Origin of the sequence: Nocardia ignorata NBRC 108230 (assembly GCF_001612905.1) — a bacterium.
Lineage (GTDB): Bacteria > Actinomycetota > Actinomycetes > Mycobacteriales > Mycobacteriaceae > Nocardia > Nocardia ignorata.
This window is the reverse complement of sequence record NZ_BDBI01000021.1, coordinates 1-12,988: the sequence shown is the minus strand read 5'-3', so window position 1 is coordinate 12,988 and position 12,988 is coordinate 1. Positions and strand designations below refer to the sequence as shown.

Genomic DNA, 12,988 nt, shown 5'->3' with positions numbered 1-12,988 from the left:
GTGTCACGACTCCCCGAGCAGCGCCCGGGCACACGACGGCCCAGGGCGTGGCTATCCACGCCCATGATTCGGAGTACTCCGGCGGCCGGATGGCTACCGATCTGGATTTATTTCGCGCTCAACGAATTACACCCCTGTAGCAGCAACTCGATGCCGCTTCCCCCGGGCTGAAACAAACCGCTTATTCAGAATTTCCCGAGCTGCGCATAACCTGCGTCTGGTTCGCTCGGTGGCGGCGGGTCAAGAGCAGTCCCGCGCCGATCGCGGTCAGGATAACGGACGCCACTTCGGGCGCCGCACCGATCCTGGTCGCGATCGTCGCCGTGTCGCGCAATGGTAACTGGGCGACCAGCGCCGCGGGGACGACTTGGTCGGAGCGCTGCGTGAGAGTGCCGTCGGCGGTGATGATCCCACTGACCCCGGTGGTTGCCGCGACCACGAGCGCCCGCCCGTGCTCGACCGCGCGCACCCGCGACATCGCCAATTGCTGGTACGTCATCTCACTCTCGCCGAAGGTGGCGTTGTTGGTCGGGACGGTCAGCAATTGCGCGCCCGCGGCAAGGGATTCCCGGAATGCCCGGTCGAAGGCGACCTCATAACAGGTGGCGACGCCGATTCGGACATTCGCGGCAGTGACGGTGCCGTCGCCGTGGCCGGGTACGAAATAGCCCGCGCGATCGGCATAGGAAGAGAACAAACGGAAGAAACTTCGCATCGGCAGGTATTCACCGAACGGCTGGATGATTTTCTTGTCGTGGCGCTTTCCCGGCCCGGCGGCACCGTTCCAGACGATCACCGAGTTCGTGGTGGTCCGGTCGCCGTTCACCAGAACCGCGCCGACGAGGATCGGGGCACCGATGCGTTCCGAGGCGCGGGTGATGACGGCGGCGGCGTCGGCATTGCGCAGCGGGTCGATATCGGAGGAGTTCTCGGGCCAGATCACGATATCCGGTTTGCGTTCTTGGCCGCGTGCGACGCTGTCGGCCAGTTCCTCGGTGCGGCGGACGTGGTTGTCGAGCACGGCGCGGCGCTGGGCATTGAAGTCGAGGCCGAGTCGCGGCACGCTGCCCTGGATGGCGGCGACCGTCACCGTGCGCAGGCCGTCGTCGGGGGCGGGCAGGGTGGGGCGCAGCGCGAGCCCGGCCAGCGGCGCGACGATCACGGCGAGACCGGTCAGCGCGATGCCCTTGTCGGCAGTGCGCTGTCCGGCGCGCACCCGCAGCACGAGGGCGGCGAGCGCGGCGCCGGTGAGGGCCACCGCGAAGCCGATCAGCGGGGCGCCACCGTAGGCCGCCAGGGGCAGATACCAACCGTCGGCCTGCCCGAAAGCGATTCTCCCCCACGGGAATCCACCGAAGGGAACATTCGAGCGCGCCCATTCGGTCGCCGTCCACGCCAGCGCCAGCCACACGGGCCATCCGCGGAGTCCGCCGAGCCACCGCGCGAGCACGCCCCAGAGCCCGAAGAACACCGCGCACGCCGTCGACAACGCCAGCCACGGCACGGGCCCCACGTAGATCCCGGTCCACGGCAGCAACGGCAGGAAGAACGCCAACCCGCCGAGCATCCCGTACCCGAACGCGGCCCGCACCCTGCTCGTCCCGTAGACCGCGAGCGTCAGCAGCGCGACGGCGAAGGGCGCGAGAAACCACAGCGGCCGCGGCGGAAAACTGGCGAACAGCAGCACCCCGCCGAGCACCGCCACGGCCATCCGCCAGAGCGCGGCCCCAGCCGTCGCCGTCCCCACAGCTCGATCGGAACCGGCATCGCCTTCCCGCCCCGCGCTCCGCTCCGACGGCGATGTGCCGTCAGGTCCGTGAGTATCGCTCGTTTCGGCTGCGGGCCGGTCCGTCGACCTTCCCGGCTCAGTGGAGCGGCCGTCGACAGTGCCCGCCTCCGGCGCGGACGGACTGTCGCGCTCCTCGTCGTCCGGACACGCAGGTCCCTCGACCTGTCCCGATGGCTGGGTGTGTAGAGGCCGGTCGCCGGTGGCGGGGTCGATCATGGTGTCGCGCTCCGTGATTCGTGGCGGGTCGGCTCAGGCCGCGTAGATGGTCGTGCCGTTGTGCACGGTGCGCAGACAGGTCGGCAGGGACACGTCCGGGTCGAGGGCGGGCAGGCCGGGGACGCGCGAGCGCGGGTCGGTCGACCAGCGCTGGACGGTGTCGGCGGCCGCGGCGACGACGAGATCGCCCGCGTCCCAGATCGCGTACGACGCGGGGGCACCGGGGACGAGGGTGCCCGCCATCCCGTCGCGGACACCGCCCGCGCGCCAGGCGCCACGGGTGGCGGCGGCGAAGGCGGCGCGCGGTGACAGTCCGTGGCCGGAGGTGCGGTGGTGCACCGCGGCGCGGATCTGTTCCCAGGGATTCAGGGTCGTCACGGGGGCGTCGGAGCCGATCGCCAGTGAGATCCCGGCGGCCGCCATCGCGGCGAACGGGTTGAGCCCGGCGGCGCGCTCGGCGCCCAGACGGGTGGCGTACATGCCGTCGGTTCCACCCCAGGCGGCGTCGAAGCCCGGTTGCACCGACAGGATCACTCCGAGCCGGGCGAGCTGTTCGATCGCGGCGGCGTCGGTCATCTCGGCGTGCTCGACCCGGTGCCCGCGCGCGGCGACGGCGGGACCGCCGAGTTCGCTTGCGACCCGGGCGAATCCGTCGACCACGAGGTCCATGGCCGCGTCGCCGATGGCGTGGAACCCGGCCTGGATCCCGGCTTCGGTGCAGGCGCGCAGGTGGTCGGTGACGGCATCGGCGTCGAGGAAGTTCTTCCCGCAGCCGGCGGCGTCGGCGTACGGTTCGCGCAGCAGCGCGGTGTGTGAACCGAGCGACCCGTCGACGAACAGGTCGCCGCCGAGTCCGTGCACGCCCAGATCGGCGAGCAGCGCGCGCGCCTCGTCCGCGCCGCGCACGGCCTGGCCCCAGTAGGCGCGTACCTGCACGCCGTGGTCGAAGGCGAGCAGTTCGCGCACGTCGTCGCGGCTGGAGATGTCGGGTCCGGCGCATTCGTGCACGGCCACGATGCCGTGCGCGGCGGCGCTGTCGAGGGCGGCGGTGCGGGCCGAATCCCGTTGGGCGCGAGACAGTCCGGCCAGGGCGACGGCACGTACCCGGTGGTGGGCGTCGGCGCGCAGCGGTTCGCCACGGTCGCCGGACTCACCGGCGGCATCGAGCAGCGCCGACGACGCGACCGCCGAGTGCGCGTCGATGCGCGCGAGGTAGACAAGCCTGCCCGGCCCCGCGGCCTCGTCGAGTTCGGCGACCGTCGGCGGCCGCTGCTCGGGCCAGGTGGTGTCGTCCCAGCCGTCGCCGATGATCACCCCGTCGGGCTGCCGCGCGGCGTGGGCGCGCACCACGTCCAGGAGGTCGGCCAGCGAGCGCGCGCCGCGCAGATCCAGCCCGGTGAGCCGCAGTCCGAGGGCGGTGACGTGGACGTGCGGGTCGACGAACGCGGGCGCGACGAACGCGCCGTCGAGGTCGATGATCTCCGCGTCGGGATGCATGGCACGCCCGGGCGCCTCGGCGCCGAGCCACACCACGGTGCCGTCAGTGACCGCCATCGCGGTCGCGTCCGGGGAGCTGGAACTGTAGAAACGACCGCCGATCAGCAACTGGGTACTCACGGTGCCCCAGTCTGCCGTATCGGCGGATCGTCAGGTCGGCAGGGACAGCACGGCGCACACGTCGGCGTCGCCGAGTCCCGCCGGTGTGTGGCCGCCCGCTCGGGCGGCGATCAGTTCCAACCGCCACGCGGCGGTGGTGAAGTCCGACATCGACTGTCCGGCAGCGGTACTCGCTCGGCGTACCGCGTCGGCCAGTTCCTCGCTCACCGTGACGGTGATCTGCTCGGTGGCCATGCGGGTCACTGTAGACCGTCGGCCGGTGCGAGTGTCGGCGGTTCAGGCCGAACCGAGCGCACGCGGACCACGAGTGTGCCCGTCGTCATACCACTGGCCGACGACATCACCGTCGACCACGTCGCCACCGGCATCGACGACCACGCCACGGTAGGGCGCGGGCGCGAACGAGGGCAGCGGGCCGAAGCGCCTGGTACCGAGCTTCTCGAGCACCGGCCGCAGCAGCGCGCGGGTGGGCGGGAACAGGGCGAGCAATCCGAGCACACCGGTGACGAGGCCCGGCACGAACAGCAGCACCGATCCCGTCGCGACGAGCAGTCCGTCGGCGACCGCGCTCTCCGCGCTCACCTCACCGCGCGAGGCCCGGCGGAACCGGTCGAAGACCCGCCGCCCCTGCTTGGCGAGCAAGGCCAGTCCCACGCCGGAGACCGCGACGAGCACCAGCAGCGCCCAGCCGACGCCGATCACCTGGGCGAGACCGACGAGGGCGGCGATCTCGACGACGAGGTAGAGCACGAACAGCAGGGCGGTCATGGTGATCCTTTCGGACGATCTACCCGTTCAACGCACGAGCACGCGTTTTTTCTCCCGGCCCGTGGCGGATCACTCATCCGCCGGGCCGCACCAGCCCGGTCTCGTACGCCAGCACCACCGCCTGCACCCGGTCGCGCAGCCCGAGTTTGGTGAGCACCCGGCCCACGTGTGTCTTCACGGTGGCTTCGGACAGGAACAGTGCGGCGGCGATCTCGGCGTTGCTCTGCCCGGCGGCGATCTGCTCGAGCACCTCACGTTCGCGGACGGTGAGCACGTCGAGCACCGAGGGGTCGCGCAGCCCGGCCGGGTCGTCGGCGACGAGGCGGTCGAGCAAGCGTTTGGTCACTTTGGGTGACACCACGGCGTCACCGGCGGCGACGCTGCGGATCGCCGAGACGAGATCTTCCGGCGGGGTGTCCTTGAGCAGGAAGCCACTCGCCCCCGCGCGCAGCGCGCCGAGGGCGTGTTCGTCGAGGTCGAAGGTGGTCATCACGAGCACGCGCACGCCGTCACCGGTGGCGACGATGCGGCCGGTGGCGGTGACGCCGTCGACCACCGGCATGCGCACGTCCATCAGCACGACGTCGGGGCGCAGCTCCCCGGCGCGGCGCACAGCTTCCTCGCCGTTGGCCGCTTCGCCGACGACCTCGATGTCGGAGTGGGCACCGAGGACCATTTTCAGGCCCATCCGCATGAGTTCCTGATCGTCCACCACGAGCACACTGATCGGCATTCCCTCACCCTAGCGGCCGGTTCAGTCGGTTTCGGCGCGCAGCGGGAGGCGGGCGCTCACCTGCCAGCGCCCGTCGGGCAGCTTGCCCGCGTGCAGGGTGCCGCCGAGCACCGCGACCCGTTCGCGCATGCCGACCAGGCCCATACCGCCACCGTGAATCGCGCTCTCCCGCACAGGAACTCCGCCGCTGTCGGTGATCTCCACCAGGATCTCCTCGGCGCCGCGCTGCACCCGCACCACGGCCTTGGCGCTCGCACCGGCGTGCCGGAGGGTGTTGGTGAGCGACTCCTGCACGATGCGGTGCACGCCGAGGCTCACCTCGGGTGCGATGTCGTCGAGTTCGCCGGTGAGCTCGAGGTCGACGGCCAGGCCCGCCTCGCGCATCATCTGCGCCAGTTGCGCGATGCCCGCGCTGCCGTGCTGGGGCAGGAGTTCGGGTGCGTGCTCGGTGCGCAACAGGGCGACGGTGCGGCGCAGTTCGCGCAGGGCGTCGCGGCCGGTGCCCGCGATCGTCGACAGCGCGCGTTCGGCGGCGTCCGGGTCGGTGCGCAGGGCGTATTTCGCCCCGTCGGCCTGCACGATGATGACGCTCACCGCATGCGCGACCACGTCGTGGAGTTCGCGGGCGATGCGGGTGCGTTCGGCGGCGACGGCCTCGTGGGCGCGGCGTTCCTTGTCGTAGTCGGCGACGGCCAGCCGCGCGGCGACCTCGGCGTCGTAGGCGTGCCGGGCGCCGTTGAACTCCGCCAGCGTCCAGCACAGCGCGTAGATGGCGCCGACGAGGATCACGTCGCCGCCCTTGGGCTCGCGCACCAGCAGCACCGACAGACCCAGGTCGAGGGCGAGGAAGCCCACGTAGATCAGCCCGTCACGGCGTCCGACATAGGCCACCAGCGTATAGAGCATCACCCCGAGCCCGATCAGCGCCACGTGCGGTGCGGTGCTCTCGTTCAGCAGGTAGGCGGTGAACGTGCACAGCAGCGACAGCACGAGCAGGGTCGCGGCCATGGCGCGCGGGTACAGCCGCCGCAGGGCCACCGGCATCGGCAGCAGCACCGACAGCACGAGGTAGACGACCTTGTTCCTGGCCTCGCCCACGCCGAGGACGTCGAAGCACAGCAGCATCGCCGCGAGGAGGGAGTCGGCGACGATGGGTCGTCCACGAAGCCACAGACTGAACCGGCGCACCGGCCAAGCCTAGGCGCCCGCTGGCTTTCCGGCCGTGATCTTGATTGCCTTGACGCGTGCAACTCGGAGACTGGACGGTGCTACTGGTGGCCGCGGCGGCGGCGGGCTGGGTCGACGCGGTGGTCGGCGGCGGCGGGCTGATCATCCTGCCCACCCTGTTGCTGGTGGCCCCCGGCATCGCACCGCAGACCGCGCTCGGCACGAACAAGATGGCCGCGCTGGCGGGAACTGCCACGGCGGTACTGACCTTCGCGCGCAAGGTGCCCATGCAGTGGAAGGTGCTGGTGCCCGGTGGGGTGATCGCCGCGATCACCGCCGCGTGCGGTGCGGCGGCCGTGTCGCTCATCGACCGGGAACTGTTCATCCCGATGGTGATGGTCGTGCTCGTCGGCGTGGCGATCTTCGTGACGTTGCGCCCGAAGGTCGGGTTGACGATGGCGACGCACCCGCCGACGCGACGCAAGGTGATCCTGGTCGTCGCGCTCGCCTCGGGCCTGATCGGCCTCTACGACGGCTTGCTCGGCCCCGGCACCGGAACCTTCCTGATCATCACCTTCGCCACCCTGCTCGGCACCGAGTTCGTGCGCGCCGCGGCGATGGCCAAGGTCGTCAACTGCGGGTCGAACGTGGGCGCGCTGCTGTATCTCGGTGCCACCGGGCACGTGCTGTGGGGGCTCGGCGCGGGCATGGCGGTGGCGAATATCGCCGGTGCCGTTGTGGGTTCGCGGATGGCGCTGGCCAAGGGCGCGGGCTTCGTCCGGGTGGTGCTGCTGGTCGTCGTCGTGGTGATGGTGGTGCGGCTGGGCTGGCAGCAGTTCGCCTAGCGCACCGCGTCGGGCTGGGCGGCCAGCCACGGTTGCAGTACCCGCGAGGTGGTCTCGTGGATCTTGCGGTGCAGGCGTTCACCGTCGTCGATGCTGTGCTGCGGTTGCTGGAACAGCACCGTCAACGCGCCCGAGACCGCGCCCACCACGGCGCCGACCAGGGCGGCGGCGCCGACCTCGTCGAGTTCGTGGGGAAACGCCAGGTGCAGTTGCCTGGCGATCTCGCGCTGGGCGACGAGCTGGGCATGCGCGGCGCGACCGCTCACCGACGGAACGGTGCGCGACACGCGGGCGCGCAGGGCGGCGATGCGGGCGCCCAGGTCGTCGACGAGGTGTTCGCCGGGGTTGTCGCCCGCGGCGCGCAGGGCACGCAGCAACACCTCGACAGGTCGCTCCCCCGGCCTGCGGGTGGCGATGGCCGCCACCGCCGCGCGCACGCGGTCGTCGGGTTCGGGGAAGAGCAGTTCTTCCTTGCTGGCGAAGTAGTTGAAGAAGGTCCGGGTGCCGACCTCGGCCGCGGCCGCGATCTCGGCGACGGTGGTCTCCTCATAGCCTGCTGCCTCGAACAATTCGACGGCGGCCAGCAGAATCGCACGACGGGTTCGTTCCCTTTTTCGATCGCGGAGGGCAGATGGCGGCACGGCGGGCACCCTACGGCATCCGCGGGTTCCCCGGCGGGAGGATCGGGGCCCGCGCGTCACGGTTGTCGCTGCCACGGCCCGGTTTTCACGCGGGTGTGGGGCACGTGTCGGTGGGAGCCGCTAGCGTAGGCGCGGTGAGTACCACGACTTCACACGAGGTGGACGAAGAGTTCCGCGCGCTCGGGCTCGCCACGTTGGCCGAGGCCGCGTTGTCGGCGGCCCGCGCGGCGGGCGCCGAACATGCCGATCTGCGTGTGCAGCGGTTGGTGACCCAGTCGATCCGGTTGCGCGACGGCCGGGTCGAGGCGGTCACCGACGCGACCGAACTCGGGTTGGCGGTGCGTGTGATCGTCGACGGCACCTGGGGTTTCGCGTCCCACGCCGCCCTCACCTCCGACACCGCCACCGAGGTGGCGCGTCGCGCGGTGACCGTCGCGCGAGCGCTGCGTTCGCTGAATCGGGAGCGGGTGGAGCTGGCCGACGAACCGGTCTACGACGACGTGTCCTGGGTGTCGGCCTACGATCTCGATCCGTTCGCGGTGCCGACGGCCGACAAAGTGGCGCTGCTGCAGGACTATTCGGGGCGGTTGTCCTCGGCCGACGGTGTCGACCACGTCACCGCCTCGGTGTTGCAGGTCAAGGAACAGACCTTCTATGCCGACACCGCGGGATCGTCGATCACCCAGCAGCGGGTGCGGTTGCATCCAGAGCTCGAGGCGGTGACCGTCGATGCCGCGTCCGGGGTGTTCGAGACCATGCGCACTCTCGCCGCGCCGGCGGGTCGCGGGTGGGAGTACGTCACCGGCGCCGACGGAACCTGGGACTGGGCAGACGAACTCGCGCGGATCCCCGGCTGGCTGGCCGAGAAGGTGAAGGCGCCGTCCGTCGTGGCCGGGCCGACCGATCTGGTGATCGACCCGACCAACCTGTGGCTCACCATCCACGAATCCATCGGGCACGCCACCGAGTACGACCGGGCGATCGGCTACGAATCCGCGTATGCGGGTACATCGTTCGCCACTCCCGACAAGCTGGGTACCTTGCGCTACGGCACCCCGGTCATGCACGTCACCGGCGACCGCACACAGGTGAACGGGCTGGCCACCGTCGGCTACGACGACGAAGGTGTGGCGGGCCAGCGGTGGGATCTGGTGCGCGACGGTGTCCTCGTCGGCTATCAACTCGACCGCGTGTTCGCCCCGCGCCTCGGCCTGGACCGCTCCAACGGCTGCTCCTACGCCGACTCGCCGCACCATGTGCCGATCCAGCGGATGGCCAATGTGTCGCTGCAACCGGATCCCGACAACGACACGAGCACTGCCGAGCTGATCTCGCGGGTCGAGGACGGTCTCTACGTCGTGGGCGACAAATCCTGGTCGATCGATATGCAGCGCTACAACTTTCAGTTCACCGGACAGCGGTTCTTCCGGATCCGCAACGGAGAACTGGCCGGTCAGGTGCGTGATGTCGCCTACCAGGCCACGACAACCGATTTCTGGGGGTCGATGGAGGCGGTCGGCGGGCCGAGCACGTGGCAACTGGGTGGGGCGTTCAATTGCGGTAAGGCGCAACCGGGTCAGGTGGCGGCGGTGAGTCACGGGTGCCCCTCGGTGCTGGTGCGCGGGGTCGATATTCTCAACACCCGGACGGAGGGCGGCCAGTGAGCGCGAGTGTGTTCCCGGCGGGCGCGGTGGTCGAGCGGGCGCTTGCCGCGTCGACGGCCGACGAGGCGATCGTGCTCGTCACCGACGCGCACGAGGCGTCGCTGCGGTGGGCCGGCAATTCGATGACCACCAACGGTTCGTCGGTGTCGCGGTCGTGGGCGGTCATCTCGATCTTCCGCGACGGACCGAACTCCGCTCGCGTGGGCTCGATCGCGTCGACCAGCGTCGATCCGGCCGACATCGCGGCCGTGGTGCGGGCCGGTGAGGAGGCCGCGCGCACGGCCGAACCGGCCCAGGACGCCATGCCGCTGCTCGAGCCGACCGAGGACGATTCGGACACCTGGGAGCAGGCGCCGGGCAGCACCGGGATCGAGGTGTTCGCCGGGCTGGCCCGCGACCTGTCGACCGGATTCGACGGCACCGACCGGCTCTACGGTTTCGCCCACCACCAGGTGCACACCACCTGGCTCGGCACCTCCACCGGTATCCGGCGCCGGTTCACCCAGCCGACGGGCTCGGTCGAGATCAATGGAAAGCGCGGGGAGGGCAGCGATCTCGCCAGCGCCTGGGTCGGCGTCGGGACACCCGATTTCGTCGATGTGGACACACCCGGGCTGCTGTCGGAGCTCTCGCGTCGGCTCGACTGGGCCGCCCGCCGGGTCGACCTGCCCGCGGGCCGCTACGAAACCCTGTTGCCGCCCTCGGCGGTCGCGGATCTGATGATCTACATGGCGTGGAGCATGGAGGGTCGCGGTGCTCAGGAAGGGCACAACGCGTTCGCCCGGGCGGGCGGCACGCGTGTCGGTGAGCGACTCACCGACCTCCCGCTCACCCTGTACTCCGACCCGAAGGCGAGCGGCCTGGAGTACCGGCCGTTCGTGGCGACACCCTCGTCGTCGGAGTCGCTGTCGGTGTTCGACAACGGTCTGTCCGCGCGGCGCGTCGACTGGATCTCCGACGGCACCATCGAATCGCTGATCTACCCGCGCGCCACCGCCGCCGAATTCGGTACCACCGCAACGGTTCCCGGCGAGAACCTGCTGCTCACCGGCGGCAGCGACGCCACCCTGGACGACATGATCGCCCGCACCGAGCGCGGCCTGCTGCTGACCTGCCTGTGGTACATCCGCGAGGTCGATCCGGCCACCCTGCTGCTCACCGGCCTCACCCGCGACGGCGTGTACCTCGTCGAAGACGGAAAAGTCACCGGCGCGGTGAACAACTTCCGCTTCAACGAGAGTCCTCTCGACCTGTTGCGGCGGGTCTCGGAGGCAGGCGCGACCGAGATCACCCTTCCTCGCGAATGGAAGGACTGGTTCAGCCGAACGGCTGTGCCGCCCCTGCGGATTCCGGACTTCCACATGTCGTCGGTGAGCCAGGCGACGTGAGTTCGTAGGGGCGGCGGTGCACGTCTGCACCGCCGCCCCGGGGGCTGGTCATCGCGACCGGACTGGGGCTAGCCCCAACTGGCGAGACTGGTGGCGCTTCCCTCGGGCAGGTGCAGGATCACGTCTGCTCCCTTGATCGTGTCGGGGTCCAGGGGAAAGTAGCCCTGCTCAGGTTTTGTATCGGTGCGGATGTCGGCAGTACCGAGGGTGCCGGCGGCCACCAGTTCCCAAGTGGACGTGGATTTCTGGAGGATGCCCTCGTACGTACCGGGGTCTGGTTCGCCGAGTTCCAGGCCGGTGCTGCGGCCCAGGGTGCCGAGGATCGCCCGGTAGCGCTCCCCCATCAGGGCCGCGACGATCGCGCCGGCTCCCGACCAGGTGAGGTTCATCGGGCCCATTCGCATGATGCTCGAGGTGCGGCGCAGGTGGAGGTTGTGGGCGCACACCAGGGTCGGGCCGCGTGAACTCTCGACGGTGCGGATGTCGAGCAGGTTCTCGGCCATGAGGGCGTCGCGGGTGGCGGACAGGGCCGACCAGCGTTCGTCGTCGGGGAGAGGGTCGGCGGCTTGAGCGTGGTAGCGCAGCAGCCCGAGTCCGGTGGTGACATGGACTGCGGCCCTGCGCCATTCGTCGAGCGAGGTGGTGGCGATTCGTTCCGGTGCCCGGGTGTGGAGGCGGACGAGCAGGTCGTCGGCGATGACGCGCAGGCGCGCGGCATCGGTGCCGGCGCCGACCGAGACCGTCGGGTCCATGATCGCCTCGGTGCGGTTCCACCGGTCGTCCTCGCCTGTCACCTCGCGGATGCCGAGGTCGAGTTGCAAGTAGTCGCAGGCATATTCGAGGTAGGGGCGTGGGCTCGGTGCGTACATGGTTTCCATCGCGCCGTCGAAACCGTGGATGCTCACGCGGTCCGCGGGTGCCAGTTCGGCATTGTGGGCGCGCAGCCAGACCACCAGTTCCCGGTTGGCGTCGAAGGCGCCGAAGCCGTGGGTGAAGCCGGTACGCATCACCTCGTCGAGGGTGCCGACACCGTGGCGGACATAGTCGTCGATGGTGAGTGCGGCTGTGCGGCAGGTTTCCAAGGCGATGGAGCGGAACCCGCGTTCGACCAGGTCGGCGAACAGTTCGTTGCGCCGGGCGGCGAAGCCCGGTTCCTTGTGCGTGGGTTCGCCCAAGGCGAGGAGCTCACAGGTGGAGGGGATGAAGTCCCAGATCTTCTGACTCATGTGAATAAATCGTATCTCTGAAGAAACGGTGTAAACCTCACGCGGTTTTGCAAGGCAGATGCCAGGTAAAGTATCAAATCGTGAGGAATCTGCGACCGACGGACCTGGCCCGTGAACACGGCATTTCCACCCAGGCGGTGCGCAACTACGAGCAGGACGGGTGTCTTCCGGCCGCCGATCGCACACCCACCGGATACCGCGTCTACACCGATCTCCACGTCGTCGCCTTGCGCACCTACCTGACCCTGATTCCGGCCTTCGGGCACGCCGTCGCGAGTCGCGTCATGCGTGCGCTGCACGCTGACGACCTGGACACCGCTCTGACCGAGATCGACCGTGCCCATGCCCGTCTATTGGAAGACCGCGAGACCCTGACCTCTATCCGCCGAGCGGTCGACCACCTGACGAACGAATCGCCCTCCCCTACAACGAATCCCGATACCGCGTACACCATCGGTGAACTGGCCGCGCACCTGCGGCTTACCCCCGCCACTCTCCGAGCTTGGGAAACGGCAGGCATCCTCTCCCCTGCCCGCGATTCCGCCACCGGCTATCGGCTCTACACCTCCATCGACCGCCGCGACGCTCATCTGACGACGATCCTCCGTCGTGGTGGTTACCGTCTCGAGCACATCGCGGCCGTTATCGCTCAGATCCGTGCCGCGGGGAGTACAGAGGCCCTTACTGCTGCTCTGACCGCTTGGCAGGCCAAGCTGACCGAGCAGGGTCTTGCGATGCTCGATGCGGGGGCGGTGCTTCGTGGTTATGTAGCTGAGCTCGGCGCGTAAGTGCTTCTTCTGGAAAGTATTTTGCGTGCGGCAAGCACTGGTCGGTCGATATCAGGCGAAGCTTTCATGTAGCGCAGGACCGGCCCTACGGGACGGCTCGAGTGGTGCCACCCGCCGCACTCCCAGCCGTGCGGAACCCGCTCGGT

Annotated in this window: 12 protein-coding genes; 4 read left to right on the top strand and 8 right to left on the bottom strand. The window is 69.7% G+C overall.

Going from position 1 to position 12,988, the window contains the following annotated elements; all coding sequences use genetic code 11:
• Positions 1 to 181 precede the first annotated feature (181 nt).
• The 6 genes from lnt to NI2_RS17910 all read right to left on the bottom strand — a co-directional run bounded on the left by lnt (position 182) and on the right by NI2_RS17910 (position 6,311).
• On the bottom strand, positions 182 to 1,711 hold the full coding sequence (gene lnt / locus NI2_RS17935; RefSeq protein ID WP_067492210.1) for an apolipoprotein N-acyltransferase: 1,530 nt from the start codon (positions 1,709 to 1,711) through the stop codon (positions 182 to 184).
• A gap of 327 nt (positions 1,712 to 2,038) precedes the next feature.
• The gene (locus NI2_RS17930; RefSeq protein ID WP_067492209.1) at positions 2,039 to 3,622 is read right to left on the bottom strand and encodes an amidohydrolase; all 1,584 of its coding nucleotides are present in this window, start codon (positions 3,620 to 3,622) and stop codon (positions 2,039 to 2,041) included.
• Between the two features lie 30 nt (positions 3,623 to 3,652).
• Entirely contained in the window at positions 3,653 to 3,856 is a 204-nt protein-coding gene (locus NI2_RS17925; RefSeq protein ID WP_067492208.1) for a hypothetical protein, read from the bottom strand.
• A 42-nt stretch (positions 3,857 to 3,898) separates the two neighbouring features.
• Positions 3,899 to 4,390: an FxsA family protein gene (locus NI2_RS17920; RefSeq protein WP_067492207.1), complete on the bottom strand. Its 492-nt coding sequence runs from the start codon at positions 4,388 to 4,390 to the stop codon at positions 3,899 to 3,901.
• 73 nt (positions 4,391 to 4,463) lie between these two features.
• Positions 4,464 to 5,123: a response regulator gene (locus tag NI2_RS17915; protein WP_067492206.1), complete on the bottom strand. Its 660-nt coding sequence runs from the start codon at positions 5,121 to 5,123 to the stop codon at positions 4,464 to 4,466.
• 21 nt (positions 5,124 to 5,144) lie between these two features.
• The gene (locus NI2_RS17910; protein WP_067492205.1) at positions 5,145 to 6,311 is read right to left on the bottom strand and encodes a sensor histidine kinase; all 1,167 of its coding nucleotides are present in this window, start codon (positions 6,309 to 6,311) and stop codon (positions 5,145 to 5,147) included.
• 56 nt (positions 6,312 to 6,367) lie between these two features.
• Between NI2_RS17910 and NI2_RS17905 the strand changes: the two genes are divergently transcribed.
• Positions 6,368 to 7,135 (top strand): TSUP family transporter, encoded by a 768-nt coding sequence (locus tag NI2_RS17905; RefSeq protein WP_067492204.1) that lies wholly within the window; start codon positions 6,368 to 6,370, stop codon positions 7,133 to 7,135.
• On the opposite strand, the gene NI2_RS17900 is transcribed toward NI2_RS17905, so the two are convergent.
• Entirely contained in the window at positions 7,132 to 7,776 is a 645-nt protein-coding gene (locus NI2_RS17900) for a TetR family transcriptional regulator (RefSeq protein WP_303745828.1), read from the bottom strand. The two genes, NI2_RS17905 and NI2_RS17900, sit on opposite strands and share 4 nt — an antisense overlap.
• 134 nt (positions 7,777 to 7,910) lie before the next feature.
• On the opposite strand from NI2_RS17900, the gene NI2_RS17895 reads away from it, so the two are divergent.
• Both NI2_RS17895 and NI2_RS17890 read left to right on the top strand, forming a co-directional pair.
• Complete coding sequence (locus NI2_RS17895; protein WP_067492256.1) at positions 7,911 to 9,440, top strand: TldD/PmbA family protein; 1,530 nt, start codon at positions 7,911 to 7,913, stop codon at positions 9,438 to 9,440.
• A gap of 8 nt (positions 9,441 to 9,448) precedes the next feature.
• On the top strand, positions 9,449 to 10,828 hold the full coding sequence (locus tag NI2_RS17890) for a TldD/PmbA family protein (protein WP_067492255.1): 1,380 nt from the start codon (positions 9,449 to 9,451) through the stop codon (positions 10,826 to 10,828).
• Between the two features lie 68 nt (positions 10,829 to 10,896).
• Here the strand turns inward: NI2_RS17890 and NI2_RS17885 are convergent, their stop codons facing one another.
• Positions 10,897 to 12,054 (bottom strand): erythromycin esterase family protein, encoded by a 1,158-nt coding sequence (locus tag NI2_RS17885; RefSeq protein ID WP_067492203.1) that lies wholly within the window; start codon positions 12,052 to 12,054, stop codon positions 10,897 to 10,899.
• Between the two features lie 80 nt (positions 12,055 to 12,134).
• Here NI2_RS17885 and NI2_RS17880 point away from each other — a divergent pair, with 80 nt between their 5' ends.
• Positions 12,135 to 12,842 carry a MerR family transcriptional regulator gene (locus tag NI2_RS17880; protein WP_067492202.1) on the top strand — a complete coding sequence of 236 codons (708 nt, stop codon included), beginning with the start codon at positions 12,135 to 12,137 and terminating at the stop codon, positions 12,840 to 12,842.
• Positions 12,843 to 12,988: the final 146 nt, after the last annotated feature.